Genomic DNA, 20,230 nt, shown 5'->3' with positions numbered 1-20,230 from the left:
AAACACACTTAGGAAAAACAAAAGTCCCGAGCGGTTTTGTCCGCCGGGACTTTCTTTTTATATTCTTACCTGCTCCAGCATTTCCTCTACCCTGCCTGGTATACTGGTACCGGCAGTAACAAGCTTCAGCTGCACTCCAGGCAGCTCCGGAAATCTCAGAGCCTCTACCCTTCTGCACATTTCCTTCTGGATTTCGGAAAGCTCCTCTTCCGTAACCTTAAAAAATACTGTCACAAAATCATCTCCGGAATATCTGAGCACATCGCCTTTGCCAGCCGCAACATCCCGAAGCACACCAGCCACCTGACGAAGCACATCATCTCCAGCCTGATGTCCGAAATTCTCGTTAATTCTTTTAAAGTTCTTAATATCTGCAAACATAAGAGCTGCTGCATTGTCCATCTTGCTCAGCTTCTCCACATAATAGCGTTTATTATAAACTCCGGTTACCGGGTCTATATAAACCTTCTCCTTATGAATCCTTACAGATGACAAGATCTCATCCCTGGAATACCCATCTGGCATAAAATCACCATCTAACCTGGAAGCCATCTCCAGACAGCAGGGTTTCCCATCAATCTCTACATACATGGATACCACCTGATATGGATCATCCCCTGCAACCTCAAGCTTTGTCATGCGCTTCCTGGTCTGCATGCTGAGTCTGGAAATACAGTTGCTGCATTTTTCCAGACAATTCCATATGTCTGAGCAGGCAGTTTCACTCTCCCACATTTTTCCGTCTTTTTCTATATGAATAACCTTATTCGTTATAGGATCTACATATCGAACCAGATCATAGGAGATCTGCAGGTACTGAAGCAAAAGCCATGCTTCCGTTCCATCTGTAGAGAAGCCGCATTTCTTAAATCGGTCATAAAAACTGGAAAATTCTGCGCTGCGGTCTTTTTCCAGGACTTTCAAACCTTCCTCCCGGACGTTTTCCATAACCATATAGTCATCCGTAATATCTGTCAGCTTTCCAACAACGCCTGTATAGCCTTTTTCAGCACCATCCGTCCAGATTACCCTGCATTGGCACCGGTAGTGGCAGGGATTTTTTCCATCTGTGAGCAAAAGATTGCTTGTCACGTCCGGTGTTTCCCGGGTGGCCTGGGTAATCTTCCGGATAAGCCGTTTCAGGGATTGCTCCTCCACAAGATCTTTCAGCACTCCGCTCTGCAATGGAGAAAATGAAGGTTCTGTAATCCCGCTTCGTTTACAGCCAGCCTGGTTAAAGGTGAGTAGCGGCGGTGAAATGGTATAAGTAAAAACAATATTTCTGCTGCCCTCCGCCAGGAAATTATAGCGCATTCTCTCAAATTCCAGCTGCTGCACAATTTTCTCTGAGGAATCCATCTCAAAATCGTGAAATCTGCTAGCAATATCAGAAAGGTCTGTCTGTTCATACCTTTCCTTGGATTTATAGCCCATTTTTTTCTTCAGGGAAGAAGAAATATCCAGAAGGCACTCCAGCATCAACGGATTAAATGCACCGCACTGTCCTGCCAGTATCATCTCGATGGCCTTCTCATGGGAATAAGCATCTTTATAGCATCTCTCACTGGTCAATGCGTCATATACGTCAGCTAACGCCACAACCTGTGCTGAAACAGGGATTTCTTCCCCTTTTAATCCATCCGGATATCCGCCTCCATCGTAGCGTTCATGATGCCAGCGGCAGATCTCGTATGCAGTCTTGACAAGAGGCTCCTCCTTCTGGTCAAGCGGCAGTTCTGACAGCATATTGGCTCCTGCCATGGAATGTCCCTTTATTACTGCAAATTCTTCGGCTGTAAGTCTGCCTGGCTTATTCAGGATTTCATCCGGAATACTGATCTTGCCAATGTCATGAAGCGCAGAGGCTGTGGTAATCATCCGGATCTGCTCCTTGCTCAGGGCATATCTGTTATTTTCCTTCTGAACCAGCTGGCGAAGGAGCATTTCTGTGATTGTCTGAATGTGCAGCACATGAAGTCCGCTCTCCCCATTGCGGAACTCCACTATATGAGAGAGGATATTGATCATCAGCTTGCTGCTTTTTTCTCTCTCGTAAATCTGATTGGAAACAATACTGGTCATTCGGCGCTGCTTGGCTCCAAGAAGTATGGCATTGGCCGAACGGCGTAATACCATATTTGCATCAAAGGGCTTTCCGATAAAATCAGTGGCGCCCAGATCATACCCACGTTTTATGTAAATAGGTGAATTTTCTGACGAAATAATCACAACCGGAATAGCATCAATCCAGTGTTCTTTATTCATATAAGAAAGAACCTCGAAACCATCCATGTGGGGCATAACAATATCCAGAAGAAGCAGGGAAATCTCCTCGGCCTGCCTCTGAAGGCAGTCAACTGCCTGCACACCGTCGTTCACCTGTATGATATCATATTCCTCTTCCAGAATTGCAGCTAAAAGTTCGCGGTTCATTTCTGAATCATCCGCTATAAGAATCTTTTGTTTAGTTATAACTTCACTCATTTTATAATTTCCCTCGCTGGTGCAGGTACCCCCCCCACGCCAGTTTCCGTTTTACTGTTAAGCTGACAGCTTTTATAATATGGGTGCTATCATGTCCTGATATTTCTGTCGTTTCATGTGAATTTTTCTTCGGTCTGAAATTCTTAAAATTTGTTTTGGAAATTTCAACAGAACTGTCAAGATTTAATTATCGCAGTGCAGGTATCAGAAAGCTATCGTTCGCGGACTGGTCAATAGCTGCCTAAGTTCTTTCCGATCCTAACTTTACCTATATGAGGTTAACAGTCCACCGCATGAATGTCAACCATCTATAACTTTTTTTGTCCAGAGGATTTACACAGCTTTGAAATACCGTTACAATAGTTGTATTTGAAATATACTGATCACTGTTACCAGGAGGTTTTTTATGGAGATTACAAGACCTGATTATTATAAAGAGTTTTCCTGTATTGCAGGTGCCTGTCCCGACACCTGCTGTGCCGGCTGGCAGATCGTCATTGACGACAAAAGCCTGAAAAAATATAAGCGTGTGAAGGGTACTTTCCGGAATCGCCTTCATAATGATATTGACTGGAAGGAGAAGGTTTTCCGTCAGTATGGGAAGCGGTGTGCATTTTTAAATGAGGACAGCCTTTGCGACATCTACAGCGAGGTTGGAAAACGAATGCTTTGCGACACCTGTCGGAAATATCCGCGGCACATCGAAGAATTTGAAGGTCTGCGGGAATATTCCCTGTCTCTTTCCTGTCCGGAAGCAGCCAGGATTCTGCTTGGCAAAAGGGAAAAGGTAACCTTCCAGACAGCAGAGGTTGCCTCCCCGGAAGAAACTTATGATGATTTTGACTATATGCTTTTCACTGCCCTTGAAGATACCAGGGAATACTTTCTTGAGGTGCTGCAGAACCGGCAGATTCCCATGCGGCTTCGTATGTGGAAAATACTGGCTGCAGCCAGTGATTTCCAGCGCTGTGCAGACCGGAACCAGCTTTTCAAATGGGAAGAGATCCGGGAGCGCCATAAAGCCTCTGCATATGGCGAAGCCTTTACTTCCAAGGTGCAGAAGCATATGAATAAAAAGGCTGCGCCAGATGAACTTCTGAAGACCATGTGGAAGGCGGTTGTTCCCAAAATGGAGGTTCTCAGACCGGACTGGCAGGAATTTCTGAAAAAAAATTTACAGGCGCTTTATAGCAGTGCAGAGTCTTCCGGTGTCTCCCCCGCTTCTGTTTACTCTCAGAACCGGGCTGATTTCGAAAAGGCTTACCCAGACTGGAATATTCAGGAAGAGCAGCTGCTTGTGTATTGGATTTACACATATTTCTGCGGTGCTGTTTACGACGGCGAAATTTTCGCAAAGGTAAAAATGGCTGTGGTCTGTACCCTGCTGATTCATGAGCTGGATATGGGCGCTTACCTGAAAAATGGACGGGTGTTCTGTCTGGAGGACCAGATAGATATTTGTTACCGTTTCTCCAGAGAGCTGGAGCATTCAGATCTGAACCTGAATGCGTTTGAAGATTTACTTGCTTCTGATAAGCTGTTTGCTCTGGAAAACATGCTGAAAATCTGTTAAAACGAAATTTTCGTTTGCAACTACAAAGGAGGAATCTTGCCATGTCATTACCAGTTATCATCCGCCCGGCAGCCCCAGAGGATGCAGAGGCGCTCCTTTCCATTTATGCACCTTATGTAAAGCACACTGCAATTACCTTCGAATATGAAGTTCCCTCTGCAGAAGAATTCCGGAAGCGGATTGCACACACACTACAGCAGTATCCTTATCTTGTAGCCGAACGGGAAATAAACAGCTCCGCACCAGGCATCAGGGGTGAAGGGAACTGCAGTGCATGTACTGAAATTGCAGGCTACGCCTACGCAGGACCACTCCACGCCCGGGCAGCCTATGCCTGGTCTGTGGAAACTTCCATCTATGTAAGAGAATCCGAAAGAAAATCCGGAATCGGCAAGGCGCTTTACGCTTCTCTGGAAAAAGCGCTTGCCGCCCAGAATATGACCAACCTGAATGCCTGCATCGCCAGTCCTGTAGTGGATGACGAATATCTGAACCATAACAGCATTCAGTTTCATCAGCATCTGGGGTATTCCATGGTAGGAGAATTTCACAAATGCGCTTACAAGTTCGGGCGTTGGTACAATATGGTCTGGATGGAGAAGATCATCGCCGATCACCCTGACAGACAGCCCGATGTGATTCCCTTTGCACAGATTCCTCCAGAGATTTACTGCTGATTTTAAATGCTTAACAGATTGAAAAATACTTCAATGCTGTATGCGGACTGTTCCCCCCTTAAATAACAGCTTATTAAAACACCCGGGAGCAAATACTCCCGGGCTTTTTACTGTCTTCAATATTCTGTTTATATCTTACTCTATCGCAGTCAAAATCTCTCCCACTGCTCCCACAATTCCTTCTTCCGGATGCATTGCGGTAAGCTGGGTGAGTTTGGCGGCGTTGGAAATCTTCTTGTCCAGAATTTCCATAATGGCTACTTTCTCCATGTATGGGATTTCAGCCTGGTTGAGAAGGTTGAATACCTGGGTTTTCACATCATTCTCACGAAGCTCCGGAGCTCCCAGAGTAATGATGATTTCAGAGGTTGCAGCGGTTTCCGGAACACTTACCGCCAGGCAGCCAAGTGCTTCATCGTACTTTTTAGAAGCTTCTACCCCTGTACCTTCCACTTCTACGGTAACCTCGGTGTCCTTCACACCCCAGAACTCTACAGTCCAGGTTCTCTTCTGCGGGATCAGTTCCAGCCTGCCCGCTGCCTTGTGGATGACGAAGCGGCCAGTGCTCCACTTCAGATCCATGTCTGTGAGAACGCACTCGTCTTTCAGGTAAGCGTTGGACTCGTTGTCGTCTTCGTAAAGCTGGAAGCTGCCGTCTGCACCGCCGTATACACGGATGGTCATAGTTTCCGGATTTCTGGCTGCTTCCTGTCCAAAGATTTCCTCAGTCATCGGCACAATGGCACCTGCTTTTGCCAGAACCGGTATGGAATGAAGGTCACGGTACATATCCATCTCTCTGTCGCCGGAGTATACCAGACCTGTGAAGAAATCAATGTAAGTACCCTCTGGCAGCCATACATGAGTCCTGGCTCTTCCAACGCCCTGGACAGATTTCTCCGTAACAGGCGCTACAATAAATGCGGTTCCATACTCATATTCATTCTTCACTGTGTAAGCCACCTGCTCTGCCGGATATGTGTAGTACATTGGCAGGATCAAAGGCGTGTTCTCTTTATATGCTCTGTAGTTCATGGTATACAGATACGGAAGCATCTGGTGACGAAGTCTTAAGAACTCCTTCATAACCTCACCGATCTCCATAGGGAACTGCCACGGTTCTTTTCCCATAAACTCATTTTTGCTGCTGTGCAGACGGTTAATTGGAGAAAATACGCCAAGCTGTACCCAGCGAAGTGCCAGCTCATTGTCTCGATAGCCAAGCATATGCCCGCCGATATCGTGGCTCCACCAGCCATATCCAATGTTGGAAGCTGTGCTGGTAAAATAAGGCTGGAAATTCAGGGACTCCCAGGTTACGATACTATCACCGGAAAAACCTACCGGATATCTGTGTGAACCAGGTCCTGCATATCTGGAAAAAGTAAGAGGACGTTTTCCATCGCGGGCATTGTCCAGGTAGTGATAGTGGTTCAGCATCCACAGTGGATCCAGACCAGGGACCTTCGTGATATTGCCCTGCTGCCAGTCGATCCACCAGAAATCAACGCCTTTGTTTTCCTCTGGATGAAGCACACATTTGAAATATGCTTCCAGGAATTTGCGGCTTGTGATGTCAAAATCGATGGGAGCTTCGTGTTCGGTATCTACATCTCCCAGTTCCTTCGCCATAGCCGGATATGCTTCCTCGAAGGCGCGGATTCCACCAGCCGGATGAAGGTTTACAGAGATTTTCATTCCATGGTCATGAAGCCAGTTCATAAAACGCTCCGGATCCGGATAGTACTTTTTGTTCCAGGTATATCCGGTCCAGCCGCTGCCATATTTTGGGTCCACTTCCTCTACCAGGTGCCAGTCCATATCCAGAACGCCAACAGAAAATGGGATCTTCTCTTTCTCAAAGCGGGTTACAAGCGCCTTGTAGCTGTCTTCTGTGTAAGCGTAATAACGGCTCCACCAGTTTCCAAGGGCATATCTTGGGAGCATAGGAGTTTTTCCGGTGAGACGGTAAAAATCATTCAAAGCTTCTTTGTAATCATTTCCATAAGCGAAAACATAAATGTCCACCCCATCTCCTGTGCGCACCTGAGTCCATCCGTTTTCATCCAGCACCAGAGAATGGCTGTCATCAATCTGAGAGCAGCCGCTTCTGGACATAATTCCCTCCTGGAGTGGGCATTCCCCATCTACCTCATCCAAAGTTCTTGCAGTTCCGCCAAGATTGTCACCTTTTTCCCCATAATACCATACTGCACCATAGGCGTTCTGACCGCCTACTGCGTTTAAGTTCAGACTGTTTTGGGTAAAAGGTCCGCCAGTGTAGGTGACGTGCATTCTGTCGGTGAAAAGCTCAAAGCCCTCGTCCTTCTTTTCCACACGGAAGTCTACCGGATCAAATTTACGGTTCCATACGACCTGGGTAGGACGGTCTTCGAATTTGCCGTCTTCCCTGTATTCCATTCGGATCAGGCAGGGAGTCAGCAGGGTGAAGCGGTATTTATCACCCTGGATGGTGTTCTCCGGTCTGCCAATTGGTTCCATCGTCCACAGATTATTCTCAAACATATATGTATCCTCTCAAACTCTTAAGGTTTTTAGTTGTTTCTATATACGTTTTCTACTGCTTTTTCAACCAGTAAAAACTGCTGCTACACTTTTCTTTCTGCCCCTCTGATTTGTCATGGGCAACCTCCTGAATTACAGATTCTCTCCGTTTGTTTCGATAATATTTTTGTAGAAATATGCGGAATCCTTCCAGATCCGCTTCTGTGTATTGTAGTCTGTATAAACAAGTCCGAATCTCTGGGAATATCCGTATGCCCACTCGAAATTGTCCATTACGGACCATGCGAAATATCCTGCCAGATCCACACCGTCCTCAGCTGCACGCTTGTAAGCGCCAAGATAACGAGCCATAAAATCTACGCGGGCCTGGTCGTGAACCTTTCCGTCCACACCTACCCAGTCATGGGAAGCCATGCCATTCTCTGTGATCATAAACGGCTTCTTATAACGCTCCTGCATAAATTTTGGCGCCCAGTACAGAACCTCCGGAGTTACCGGCCAGCCAATTGCAGTCTGTGGGAAACCATCGTAACGTGCTGCGCGGACTGCTTTTCCATCCTCACCGGCACGAACAGTTACGGCATTGTAAATGTTCTGTCCAAAAAAATCAAGTGGCTGTGAAATCAGCTTCATATCGGCATCTGTTACTTTCGGGAAAAACTGTCCAAATTCTTTCAGAATATCCTCTGGATACTGTCCCAGATAAACCGGATCACAGCAAAGAGCAACGTCCCAGCTGCAGGCTCCGATGGAGTTCTCCGGGAGACTGAAGTTTGCTTTTCTTGCGGCTTCAATATCTTCCGGCTTGTTTGTTTCCGGAACATAAAGGGCTCCACATGGTGCCATACTGATCTTTACAGGCTGTTTGCTGAACTCACGAAGCGCTTCTACTGCACGTCCATGGGCTTTCAGTACGTTGTGCCAGATACGGAAATAATCGGATGGGCCAACCTTCAGTCCTGGTGCATGCTCACCGATCTGATATCCAAGGCCAACTATGCACTGCGGCTCATTGATGGTGAAGAAATTCTTTACTTTGTCTGAGAAATGCTCTGCCACTACTTTTGCATACTCGTAAAACCAGGATGGAGAATTTGGATTCATCCAGCCGCCCTGTAAATGAAGTGCGTATGGAAGATCCCAGTGATATAAGGTAACAAATGGCTCAATTCCGTTGTCCAGAAGTTCATTGATCAGGTTGTCGTAGTATTCCAGACCTTTTTCATTGACTGCGCCTGTGCCTTCCGGCATGATGCGCGCCCAGGAAAGAGAAAAGCGGTATGCTTTCATGCCCATTTCTTTCATGATCTGAACGTCTTCTTTGTAGCGGTGATACTGGTCGCAGGCTACATCACCTGTCTGGTTCTCATAAATGTGTCCGCCGTCTTTGCAGAAAATATCCCAGATATTCAGGCCTTTTCCTTCTTCATAAGCAGCGCCTTCTACCTGATAGGAAGCGGTTGCACCGCCCCAGATAAAATCTTTCTTAAATCCCATGGTGTAATTCCTTTCTCTATTATGTAGGGGAGAATTTTTCAAATGCGTGTTTCGATTCTCCTGATTGGTTGATCTATGTCTCGTAACATTTTATGCGATCGCTCTATTTTTACTTTTGCTTAATTCTACAAACCTCTGTCTACCAGCAAAAATTACGTATCTGACGTTTTGTTGCGGATTTCGAATATTTGGAGGATTGCGGGAGCAGCGTAGCTGCGTAGCAATCCGGGTATCAAATGAGTGGCAAAAGACCTTTTGACACCCATATCATTTTATTAATGATATGTATGATAAATATCGTAAATCCGGACGCCGTCTCTGGAAATCTTCTGGTTTTCCACCGGCACAAGTGTGACTGCTTCCTTGTCTGTAAATGCAACCACATTCTCATTCCAGATGGTATCCGCGCTGATTCCCTCCAGCATGCAATATGGAACAAAAGTATCTGTCTGAATGGAAACGCTTCCGTCTGCATTCTCAGTAACCTTAAATGCAGGATCTTTCAGTTCCAGATATTTGACTGGGACAAATGTCTCGAATTCTTTCTTGGAAACCTTCTGTCCGTTCTGTTCATACTCATATTCGGCAACAAAGAATACGCTGTCATCACGACCTGCGATCAATTCCTTGTATTCTTTCTCAAACAGGCATTCTGCACTGAGTGCAGGTACTTTTTTGGATACTTCCTGCTCCTCGATCACCTGGAAGTCCAGTGTTTTCACCGCGATTTTCGCTTTTACCGTTATCAGGTCAAGTGTCTCGTTTGAAATCCAGAAGCCCATGTGAGTCTCTTTTTTCTCAATGCTTCCTGCCACATTGTCGCAGAAGCCTTTTGCCATATAATGGAGGGCCTTGTATCTTCCGTAATAGTCCATACTAGACCAGGACGCAACCGGCCAGTTATCATTGAACTGCCAGTAAATACTTCCCATACATCTGCCGCGGTTTCTTCTCCAATGCTCAGTCGCTTCCTTCATGGCGTATCCCTGAAGGATCTGGCTTAGGAAGATCAGGCTTTCCAGGTCTTTCGGATAACGGAAGGTCTCGGATAAATAATACAGGATCTTGCCGTTTGCCGCCGGATTTTTCTGATGGCTCTCCATAACTCTGGAGAAAAGGTTGCGGTCTTTCTCCCCGGTAAAGGTCTCTACTGTCTTGATAGATGGAAGAGACTGGAAGCCGAACTCGGAGCAGAAACGGAAATAGTGTTTCATGTACTCACTGAATGGTTTCTGACCATGCCATACATCCCAGTAATGGCAATCGCCGCGGTTCTCATCACATGGATTGTCGAAGCTTCCTCCTGATGACGGGGAAGACGGCCAGTAGAATGCATCTGGTGCGTTTTCTTTTACCACATCTGCAAGGAGAAATTCGAACTGATACAGGTAGTCTCTCTTAAGAGACGGTGCATGTCCCTGAGTATCCTTCCAGTCTGTCCATGCGCATTCCAGCTCATTGTTTCCACAGATCAGGCCAAGGCAGGCATGATTGCGGAAACGGAGGATATTGTCTTTTGCTTCAATTGCAATATTCTCTGCAAAATCCGGTGTTACGTCGTAAATGTTGCAGGCGTACATCAGATCTTCCCAAAGGAGAATTCCGTATTCATCGCAGAGAGCGTAGAATTCGTCGGATGGATAATATCCGCCGCCCCATACGCGAAGACAGTTAAAGTTTGCAAATACGCAGGCTTTTACATCGCGCTCCAGGATTTCTCTGGTGATTCTTGGGTAGAAGCAGTCATCTGGAATGTAATCTGCGCCCCGGGCAAAAATCTTTACGCCGTTTACCATGATAGCAAATTCCTGACCCCACTGGTCATCCTCACGGGATACCGTGACAGTTCGCAGACCGATGCGATATTCCCTGGTATCAAGAACGGTCTCGCCGGCTTTCAGCTGGATTGTCAGGGTGTATAAAAGCTGTTTGCCGTAGCCGTTTGGCCACCACAAAGCAGGGTTTGTTACTTTTATATCAGAATCGGTGCCAGTGTAGATGAGAGCACCGGATGGGTCACGGAGTTCGTAGAAAAGCTGTAAGCCGCTGACTCCGGGCTGTGCGCTGTCTCCAGATTCTGGCTGTTCTGCAGAGATTTCAGCTGCGCTTTCCCGAACCTGTCTGTCAACACTTTCTACTGTACTTTCTTTCAGCTCTGCGGCAATATTTTCTGCTGAATTTCCATTTGACTGCATAGCAGTATTTCCAGCTTTTACAACCTGTCCATCTGCTTTCTCAATTTCACTTCCAATATGAAGTGTCACGGCTCCATCCACATGCTCCTGGCAGATCAGGGATTCGCCCAGTCTTGCATTATCAAAGCAGCAAAGCTCCACACCGCGGAAAAGTCCCGCATCTGGAAGCTTTGGGCCCCAATCCCAGCCGAACATGGAGTGTGCTTTACGAATGTACTGGCTTCCAGGGGTAGTTCCGGTGTTGGTAAAATGAATCTCTCTTCCTTTCTCCGGTTTGTAAGCCTCAATAAATTTTACCGGGGAAGCGATATGGAGTTCCAGAAGGTTCCCGCCTTCTTTTACCAGCTCTTTCACTTGGTAGACCCAGGTGCGGTGCATGTTCTCAGTATGTCCAAGCTTCTTTCCATTTAAAAAGACATCTGCTACAGTATCAATTCCGTAGAAGGTAAGAAGAATCTCTTCGCTGGCAATCTCTTCTGCGCTTACAGAAAAAGTGCTTCTGATATCAAAATCATTTTTCCAGAATTCTGTCCATTTGTACTCATTCATTCCATAATATGGATCCGGAAGAATTCCTTCTTTGCAAAAAGTCTCCATGGCGGAGCCGGGCACATTCATGTCATACCAGGTGTCCTGGCCGCTGATGGATATCTGAAAATTGTCTTTTAAGTCTCGCTTTATCATATGGTTATCCTTTCTTGTCAGCAAGCCGTTCAAAAATATTAAGATATGTAAATATAATTTAACAGTCCTATGAAGCAATGTCAACCATATACCAGTGGAGATTGTTACTGTTTATGATTTACTGTTCACGCCGACCAGTAACACGCTTCGCGATGCACAGAAAGACGAACCTTCTTGTGACAAGCACAAGAAGTAGCATTTGCTGCGCAAACTTAATCCTCATGTTTTCTGTGAACTTTGTTCACAAAAAACACCCGGGAGTACAGAGACAATCCTCTGTTCCCGGGTGTTTCTTCATCAGTTAATTTTTTTCAGCCAGAAGAAGCCATATGCAGGCACATTTACACCTGCAGCCTCCATCTCCTGTCCGGTGATCAGATCCTTGTAAATTCCATCACGTTCATTAATCCATGCTGTCTTATCATATTCACTGAAGTTAAACAGGCCGTAAATTTTCTCTCCTTCATAATAACGGCCAATGCAGAGAATACTGTTATCCCATGTATCCACAGTCCAGGTATCCGCATTTGTCATAAATGCCTTCTCTGTTTTGCGGATTTTTTCCAGCTGGAGCAGACGTTTGTTCAATTTACCCTCCACAGTTCTGGCGTTGCCGCTCATGGCTGCGCGATCCCAATTCATAGCCCCTCTGTGAATGTATCGGGAATCCGGTGCTTTGTCCGGATCATTTTTGTATGAATAATCATTTACCTGTCCGATTTCATCTCCACTGTAGATCACAGGAATTCCTGACTGCATGAACATATAGGCATGAAGCATAACATCCAGCTGGATTGCTTTTTCCATTGCCGCTTTGTTTTTCTCAAATCCCGCCTTCTCAATACCGCACATGGAAGCGGTGGTTCCGCAGAATCTTGCATCTCCAGTTACCGGATCCTCATTGTAAAGCACTCCGCGGCTGTTGCTCTCCCCTGCAAAGCCCTGGAAATAGTCATTGAGATATTTCTTATGAGAACGTTCTTCAATGCCTTCCTGCTGAAGTGTGGCATAGTCCAGTCCCCAGCCAATATCATCGTGGCAGCGCAGATAATTCAGGAATACGTAATCCTTCGGCAGACCATTTACAATATCAAGCTGTTTTTTCAGAAGACGCACGTCCCTGGTGGCAACGGTATGCCATGTAGTTGCCATTGTAGTTACGTTGTATAGCATATGGCATTCCGGTTTTTCTACAGTTCCAAAGTATGGCACAACCTTTTCAGGCTCCATAACTACTTCTCCAAGAAGAATCACTCCCGGGCATACAATCTCGCTGATCAGGCGCATCATACGCACAATGGTGTGTACCTGCGGAAGATTCCGGCATGGTGTGTTCAGCTCTTTCCAGATATAGGGAACTGCATCAATTCGGATTACATCAATTCCCTTGTTTGCAAGGAAAAGGAAATTATACATCATCTCATTGAAAACCCGAGGATTTCCATAGTTCAGATCCCACTGATAGGGGTAAAAGGTGGTCATTACATAATGCCCGATTTCCGGCAGCCAGGTAAAGTTACCCGGAGCTGTGGTCGGAAATACCTGAGGCACTGTTTTCTCATAGAGGGATGGAATATACGAATTGTCGTAGAAGAAATAACGGCTCATATATTCCCCGTCGCCCTGGCGGGCTTTTTTTGCCCATTCATGGTCTTCCGAAGTATGGTTCATAACAAAATCCATACACAGGCTGATGCCTTTTTTGTGGCAGGCACCGGCAAGTGCCTCCAGATCATCCATCGTTCCCAGATTTTCCTGTACTTTACGGAAATCAGCCACTGCATAACCGCCATCAGAACGGCCTTTCGGCGTATCCAGAAACGGCATCAGATGAATGTAATTTACGTTGTTTTTTTCCAGATAGTCAAGCTTGCTTTCCACACCTTTCATGTTTCCTGCAAAATTGTCTATGTAAAACATCATGCCAAGCATGTCATTTTTCTTATACCAGCCCGGATCTGCTTCACGCTTTTGATCCAGTGCCTTCAATGTGCTGCTTCGTTCTTCATAGAAGCGGTGCAGCTGATCGCATAACTCGAAAAACATGGAATCATTTCCATAAAGCTCCATGTACAGCCAGCGTAATTCATCTGTTTTCTTTGCCATACGATCCTGAAAGATCTTATCTGTTTTCTCTCTTTGCTTCACTTTATATCCTCCTCGTATCTGCCGGCAATTCTCAAAGCTTCAGCTCGTACTTCGTAACATCCATCTCCACTTTTCCATCTGCAAAGAAGGAAATTCCATCTGCCTCCAGATCTGTATAAATCGTTGCAGTCATCACATGCTCTCCATCATTTACAAAAATCTCAGCACTAAAACGATCCAGGATCAAACGAAGCTTAATCTCTCCATTTTCACTGTTCACAAGGCTTCTTCTCTGATGGATAATTGCGCGTCTGGAGCCGGAAAACTTACGGTCGATTTTTAATACGGATTCATAAGGGCGAAAGCTTACTGCTGTATGGTACGTATCATTCTGGGCAAAACGCACTGCAAATTTCTTATAAATATTCTGCGCATCTGCCGGGCGAAGAGTGATTTCCATATCCACGCATCTTCCCTCTATGCCATCCAGACGAATTACATCCTCAAAAGCAACATTCTTATATTCTGTCTTATTTGTGCGAAGCTTCTCAATTTCCCGAACCGGTTTCTGGATCAGGCGGCCGTCTTTAATGGAAAGCTCTCTTGGAAGGCTCATCTGTCCAAACCATTTTCCCTTCGGAATTCTGTTATTCGCACATGTATCCCAGTTCTGCATCCAGCCGATCATAATTCTTCTTCCGTCTGGTGCTTCCACTGTCTGCATTGCATAATAGTCGATACCATAGTCCACTGCCTGGTCTTTTTCCGGAATAAAGGTTTTGGTCTCCTCATCAAATTTACCAATCAGGCAAAGAGTTCCATCACCATTGTGGTACTCAAAGCCTTTTGGAAGCATATCCTGAGGGCTTACAAGTACTACATCTTTTCCATCCAGGGTAAAGAAATCCGGGCACTCCCACATTTTTCCGAATCTGCCATCATTAGAAAGCATTACGGATTCAAACTCCCAGTTAAACCCATCTTCACTTCTATACAGAAGAATACGGCCGCCTGTTCCGTCCGCCCTGTCATTTACGATCACGCAGCGGTAAGTGCCATCCTCGCATTTCCACATTTTCGGATCACGGAAATCAAAGGGGCTGCTGTTTTCCGGCATGTCTTCTGCTGTAAGAATCGGATTTCGTACATCCTTTTCATAATCCATCCCATCACCGACTGCAAGGCTTTGTGTCTGTATATCGCGGACACCTCCATCCGGCTGTGCTTCTTTTCGCACACTGGTGTACATAAAAAGCTGTTTTCCATCTGGAAGCGTAATGGCACTTCCTGAAAAACATCCCACATAATCATATGGCATGTCCGGGGCAATGGCTGCCGGAAGGTATTCCCAGTGAAGAAGGTCATCACTTACCGCATGTCCCCAGTGCATTGGTCCCCACTGGGAATCATATGGATAATACTGGTAAAATAAATGAAATTTGTTTTTATAATAAGAAAAACCATTGGGGTCATTCATCCATCCAACCTTTGGAGATAAATGAAATTCCGGTCTCTCCAAAGGTGTAATATTCTGAGCCATTGCATCTTCGTATCTTCTGGCATCTCTTAAAGTCTGACTTATCATAATCATATCTCCTGTTGTTATTTATTAATCAAAACACATTTCAAGATAGTAATTATGGGGCCCAAAAATATTACTATCATTGGACCCCATTTTGGTTTTAACCTTTTACTGCTCCGGAGGTAACACCTTCAACGATGTAACGCTGCAGGAACAGATACAGAACCAGGATCGGGAGCATAGCCAGAAGGAGGGCGGCCATTACCAGTCCGAGGTCTGTTGAATAAGTACCATAGAATGCCTGTGTTGCAATCGGAAGAGTATACAGTTCTTTACGTCCGAGAACAAGGCTTGGAAGAAGGTAATCATTCCAGAATGCCATTGCATCAATAATCGCAACTGTTGCGATGGTTGGTTTCAGAAGCGGAAATACAATTTTCCAGTATGTCTGCCATCTGGTACATCCATCAATAAATGCTGCTTCTTCCAGCTCCATCGGAACGCTGGTGTGAATTGCACCGTGGAACATGAATGTTGCCATGGAAAGGGAAAATCCCACATGCATAAGGATCAGAGTAATACGGCTGTTCAGTACTCCAAAGATACCACCGTAAAGAGAAACCAGCGGGATCATAAGTACCTGGAACGGAATAACCATAGATGCAATCATCAGGGAAAACAGAATACCGCATGCTTTCCATTTATTACGAACAATTACAAACGCTGTCATTGCAGAAAGCATAATTGTAAGGATCGTAGAAACTGTAGTAATCAAAAGAGAGTTTGTAAAAGATGTTGCAAAGTTCATCTTTTTCATGGCATCTGTAAAGTTAGTCAGAATAAAGCCGTGAGAGCCAACCAGTGCCAGCGGATCTGCCGTGATATCACCTTTTGTCTTAAACGCATTGAAAATTACCATGATAAACGGGAAGATAAATGCCAGAAACAGGATAACCAGCACTGCTATTGTAATAAAATGGCTGACTTTTTTCTTCTGAGCTGCTTTTTTGTTTTCATCCATCATGCTGCCACCTCCCCTTTCTTACCAATGTAAACCTGAGTAACTCCTACGATTGCGCAGACAACAAACAGAATTAATGCCTCTGCCTGGCCGGTACCGTAATTTTTGTAAGTAAATGCCTGATTGTATACGTGCATAGCTGCCATTACAGAAGAGTTAAATGGCTCACCTTTTGTCAGGGAAAGGTTTACATCATATACCATAAAGCATCTTGTGATCGTTAAGAAAAGACACTGTACAAAAGAAGATCTCATAAGTGGGATCGTTACGTTAATGGTTGCCTGTGTCTTGGTGCAGCCGTCGATCTGGGCTGCTTCCATAAGGCTCTTGGATACGCTCATAAATCCGGCTACATAGATCAGCATCATATATCCTGCGTACTGCCACACAGATACGATGATCAGACATGCCATTGCACCGTTGGTGGTTGCCAGCCAGGAGGTGGAAAGAGCACCTACAGAAAGAGATTTTCCAAGTGATACAAATGCACGGTTAAATACGAATTTCCATACATAACCAAGTACGATACCACCGATCAGGTTCGGAACAAAGAAGCCTGCACGGAAGAAGTTCTGACCTTTAATTCCGCTGGTAAGAAGGTATGCAAGGAAAAATGCTACCACGTTTACCAAAATTACAGCGATAACAGAATAAATCAAGGTACGTCCAAGTGCCTGCCAGTAAGCTGCATCCTGGAATGTAGCAATGTAGTTTGCCAGTCCAACAAATGGTTTGTCTTTTGAAACACCGTCCCAGCTTGTAAATGTAAGATATAATCCGTAGATAAATGGAAGGATTACAACTGCACTAAACAGGACAGTGGAAACGCCAGCGAACATCAAGTACTGTTTTACTTTATATTTCATGGTGTTTTGTTCCATAATCACGATCCCCTTTCCCTTTTCTTTTTTGTCTCCACCCTTTTCCCGCTGCCTCCGAAAATCTATAATCCAGTACTTTTCTTTTTGTGAGGGAAAGAGGCCGCACGCCGCATGGCACAGGCGTGCAGCCTCTTGAGGGGTGGCAAATTTCTATAAAACTACAGTATGTTTGTTAAATTAATAAGTTGTTACCAAAGGATAATTCTTAGTGCTCTACAGGAGTTGTGTTCTTCCAGTAGTCTTCAATCTCTGCTGCAAACTCAGCTCTGTCAATCTGTCCTGCGAGATATTTCTGGAAGGTTGCACCACAAATGGAAAGATGATCATCCGGAAGGTAATTGTAGTTATCAATCAGAGAGCCTTCATCTGCATATTTCTTAACAGATTTTCCAAGTGGATCGGATACTTCTTTTTCATTGTTAGAGAATGCAGGTACAAGTGCACATGTCTCAGCAATGAAGCTCTGTCCTTCATCGGAATCAGCAAGCCATGTAAGGAAGTCCTTAGCTGCCTGACGCTGCTCATCACTTGTTGCATCAGAGGAATCGATCATCATGAATTTGGAACCTCCACCAACAAGCTTCTCATTGGATCCGTCATCTGTGTTCTGCGGTACTGGCATCATTCCCATATTCTCTGTATAATCATATGCATTGATTACGGACCAGTCCCAGTTTCCTCCGAACATGAATGCGATCTGTCCTTCAGCAAGCATCATCTCGGTTGTCTCACGCTCTGCAGCGATTGCAGAATCTTTTGCGTAGTTATTCTCCATCATTACATCGAAGAAGTCCATAAGAGAATTGAATTTCTCATTGTTTGCAAGGTCTGCTGTTCCTTCATAAAGAGAGGAAACAAATGCTTCTACATCTGGCTGCTGCTCGTAAACCTCAGCAAGGAAGTGAGCTGCAAGGGACCAGTCCTCTTTCATGATACCGGTAGGTGTTTCCATTCCGCCTTCTTTCAGTTTCTCAAGAAGCTCTTTAAAAGAATCAAGTGTCTTGTAATCATCCGGATTGAATGTCTCGCCTGTGATTGCTTCGATTGCATCTGCATTGTAAATAACACCGCGTGCTTCAAGGCAGGTCGGGAAACCATTGATCTGTCCGTCAACTCCGATTGCGTAATCAGTCTCATTAACCCAGCTCTGATCGCTTAAATCAATTGCATGGTCTGCTGCAAGTGAATAGATATCTTTCGGGTCTACCATAGCGATTGTATATGGATCATTCGCAGAATATCTGGTAGCCAGATGAGCAGATACTGTATCACTGTTGTAATAAACCTCTACGCCAACGCCGGTCTCTTCTGCATACTGAGCAGCTAATTCTTCGAACTGGCTCTGAACCTCCATTTTGGAGTTAAAAATTGTGATGTTCACATCGTCTGCCATAACCGGTACAGATACACTTGCCATTGTTGCTGCTGCAGTTGCAACTGCAATTGCCATTGAAATACGTTTTTTCATTTTTGCTTCCTCCTGTTTTTTACGTTCTTGTTCGGACGTTTTCTTTATGGTTGTATGATAGCATTGCGTCTCAAATATGTCAAGCGGTTGTCATATATTTTTGTCCATTTCACATCACTTTGTTACATTTATACTATTTATCTCTTTATGTTTTGTGCACTTTTACATGCTTTTTTCGTGTCTGTAGTTCATTTATTTTATTTTTCTTGTTTTTTTACGAAAATTGCTTCATTTTTTATCACAACCGTATGTCATATTCCTTATGCATCTGATCAATTCCGCGCGAAGCGTTTTTTTGTATAGCAGAAATATTACAGAGTAATTTCCTGCTATACAAAAAATCAGCTGTCATATTGTATTCTGAAATGTTTCAAAAACACCCCAGAATACACAATATGACAACTGACTGGAAAATTTTTCGAAGATAAAAAAATATTAACAATTCAGTAAAGCGGACATTCGCAATCCGCTTCGCTGTTTGCTCATGAACGCAGTCGCTTCGCGATCTGTCAGTGGGAGCTGAAGGCTCCCACTGACAGAAGCATCCCCCCTCACTCGCCGCTTAGTGCTCCGCGCACTTGAAGCGGGGAAATGCTTATCTGCGTTCAAGTCGTCCCTCGCTCAACCAGTGTAACCGGAAATACTGTCTTAGTAGGTACAACTTTCCCCTCATCAATCTGCGCAATAGCTGCTACTGCCAATTCTGCCATCTGTTCCACAGGCTGATGAATTGTCGTAAGTCCCGGACTTGTAAACTGGGCAATATTCACATCATCAAAACCTACGATCTTCAGTTGCTCCGGAACCTTGATTCCCAGATCTGCGCATGCCTGCAGTACATAGGCACCAATAACATCTGAACTGGCAAATACACCGTCCACATCAGGATTATCCACCAGTGCCTGTCTTACATATTCATAATATTCCAGAGAATCAAAAAGACGGTTATCCGTTACCATAACCACATTTTCTTCATTTCGATTCTTACAGATATCACGAAATGCAACCTCGCGGAGATCTCCTGGCATATGAATGTCAACCCCTGCACTTACTCCGCCGATAAACATCAGCTTCCTGCAGCCTTTCTCAATCAGAAGCTCCGTTGCCAGCACACCGCCCTGATAGTTATCACATTCAATCCCGGATGTCCCTTCATCCATAGAACGTTCCAATGTGATCAACGGGAAATCAAGATCTTCAAATTTCTCAGTTTCAAAACTTCCACTGCAAAGAACAACGCCGGTCACTCTTTCGCTCTTGCACATCTCAATACACTGTTCCTCACGTTCTTCTTTATACCTGGAAACAAAAAGCATGATACGATATCCCTGCTTCGCAGCCTCTCGCTCCAAACGGCTTAGTACCTTGGCAAAATAAGGATGTTCAATATTCGGCAAAATAACTCCTATCGTATTACTCTTCTGCTTTGACAGTGCGCGAGCTGTCTCATTAGGCTGATAATTCAGCTCTTTCATCACCTGATATACTTTCTCACGGGTCTTATCACTGATATATCCTCTGTTATTCAGGACTCTGGAAACTGTTCCTACCGTTAGGCCTGAGGCCTTCGCCACATCCTTAAGTGTTGCCATATATGTAAATCTCCTTTATTGC

12 protein-coding genes are annotated in these 20,230 nt (G+C 45.0%); 2 read left to right on the top strand and 10 right to left on the bottom strand.

Features of this window, described 5'->3' with window-relative positions; translation table 11 throughout:
- Nucleotides 1–57: 57 nt before the first annotated feature.
- Nucleotides 58–2,484, bottom strand: coding sequence for a diguanylate cyclase (locus tag I4V84_RS13240; protein ID WP_195992466.1), 2,427 nt, complete (start codon nt 2,482–2,484; stop codon nt 58–60).
- A gap of 406 nt (nt 2,485–2,890) precedes the next feature.
- On the opposite strand from I4V84_RS13240, the gene fliB reads away from it, so the two are divergent.
- On the top strand, nt 2,891–4,057 hold the full coding sequence (gene fliB / locus I4V84_RS13235) for a flagellin lysine-N-methylase (protein WP_195992465.1): 1,167 nt from the start codon (nt 2,891–2,893) through the stop codon (nt 4,055–4,057).
- A gap of 41 nt (nt 4,058–4,098) precedes the next feature.
- Nucleotides 4,099–4,734, top strand: a complete 636-nt coding sequence (locus tag I4V84_RS13230) for a GNAT family N-acetyltransferase (RefSeq protein WP_195992464.1) — start codon at nt 4,099–4,101, stop codon at nt 4,732–4,734.
- Between the two features lie 135 nt (nt 4,735–4,869).
- Here the strand turns inward: I4V84_RS13230 and I4V84_RS13225 are convergent, their stop codons facing one another.
- The 9 genes from I4V84_RS13225 to I4V84_RS13185 form a co-directional block, all read right to left on the bottom strand.
- On the bottom strand, nt 4,870–7,260 hold the full coding sequence (locus tag I4V84_RS13225; RefSeq protein WP_195992463.1) for a TIM-barrel domain-containing protein: 2,391 nt from the start codon (nt 7,258–7,260) through the stop codon (nt 4,870–4,872).
- Between the two features lie 132 nt (nt 7,261–7,392).
- The gene (locus tag I4V84_RS13220) at nt 7,393–8,757 is read right to left on the bottom strand and encodes a GH1 family beta-glucosidase (protein ID WP_195992462.1); all 1,365 of its coding nucleotides are present in this window, start codon (nt 8,755–8,757) and stop codon (nt 7,393–7,395) included.
- A gap of 275 nt (nt 8,758–9,032) precedes the next feature.
- Nucleotides 9,033–11,636 carry a glycoside hydrolase family 2 protein gene (locus tag I4V84_RS13215; protein WP_195992461.1) on the bottom strand — a complete coding sequence of 868 codons (2,604 nt, stop codon included), beginning with the start codon at nt 11,634–11,636 and terminating at the stop codon, nt 9,033–9,035.
- A gap of 297 nt (nt 11,637–11,933) precedes the next feature.
- A complete protein-coding gene (locus I4V84_RS13210; protein WP_173716134.1) occupies nt 11,934–13,742 on the bottom strand; it encodes an amylosucrase in 1,809 nt (602 codons plus the stop codon).
- A gap of 73 nt (nt 13,743–13,815) precedes the next feature.
- Nucleotides 13,816–15,309 carry a glycoside hydrolase family 32 protein gene (locus I4V84_RS13205; RefSeq protein ID WP_195992459.1) on the bottom strand — a complete coding sequence of 498 codons (1,494 nt, stop codon included), beginning with the start codon at nt 15,307–15,309 and terminating at the stop codon, nt 13,816–13,818.
- Nucleotides 15,310–15,406: 97 nt separating this feature from the next.
- A complete protein-coding gene (locus I4V84_RS13200; protein WP_330382723.1) occupies nt 15,407–16,270 on the bottom strand; it encodes a carbohydrate ABC transporter permease in 864 nt (287 codons plus the stop codon).
- Nucleotides 16,267–17,148, bottom strand: a complete 882-nt coding sequence (locus I4V84_RS13195; protein ID WP_118581952.1) for a sugar ABC transporter permease — start codon at nt 17,146–17,148, stop codon at nt 16,267–16,269. Before I4V84_RS13195 ends, I4V84_RS13200 begins: the two co-directional genes overlap by 4 nt.
- A gap of 205 nt (nt 17,149–17,353) precedes the next feature.
- Complete coding sequence (locus tag I4V84_RS13190; RefSeq protein WP_173716089.1) at nt 17,354–18,616, bottom strand: ABC transporter substrate-binding protein; 1,263 nt, start codon at nt 18,614–18,616, stop codon at nt 17,354–17,356.
- A 605-nt stretch (nt 18,617–19,221) separates the two neighbouring features.
- Entirely contained in the window at nt 19,222–20,208 is a 987-nt protein-coding gene (locus I4V84_RS13185) for a LacI family DNA-binding transcriptional regulator (RefSeq protein ID WP_118581958.1), read from the bottom strand.
- Nucleotides 20,209–20,230: the final 22 nt, after the last annotated feature.

This window comes from Ruminococcus sp. 1001713B170207_170306_F1 (genome assembly GCF_015668065.1).
Lineage (GTDB): Bacteria > Bacillota > Clostridia > Lachnospirales > Lachnospiraceae > Blautia_A > Blautia_A faecis.
Note: the sequence above shows the minus strand (reverse complement) of the source record. Positions and strands in the feature narration are given on the sequence as shown.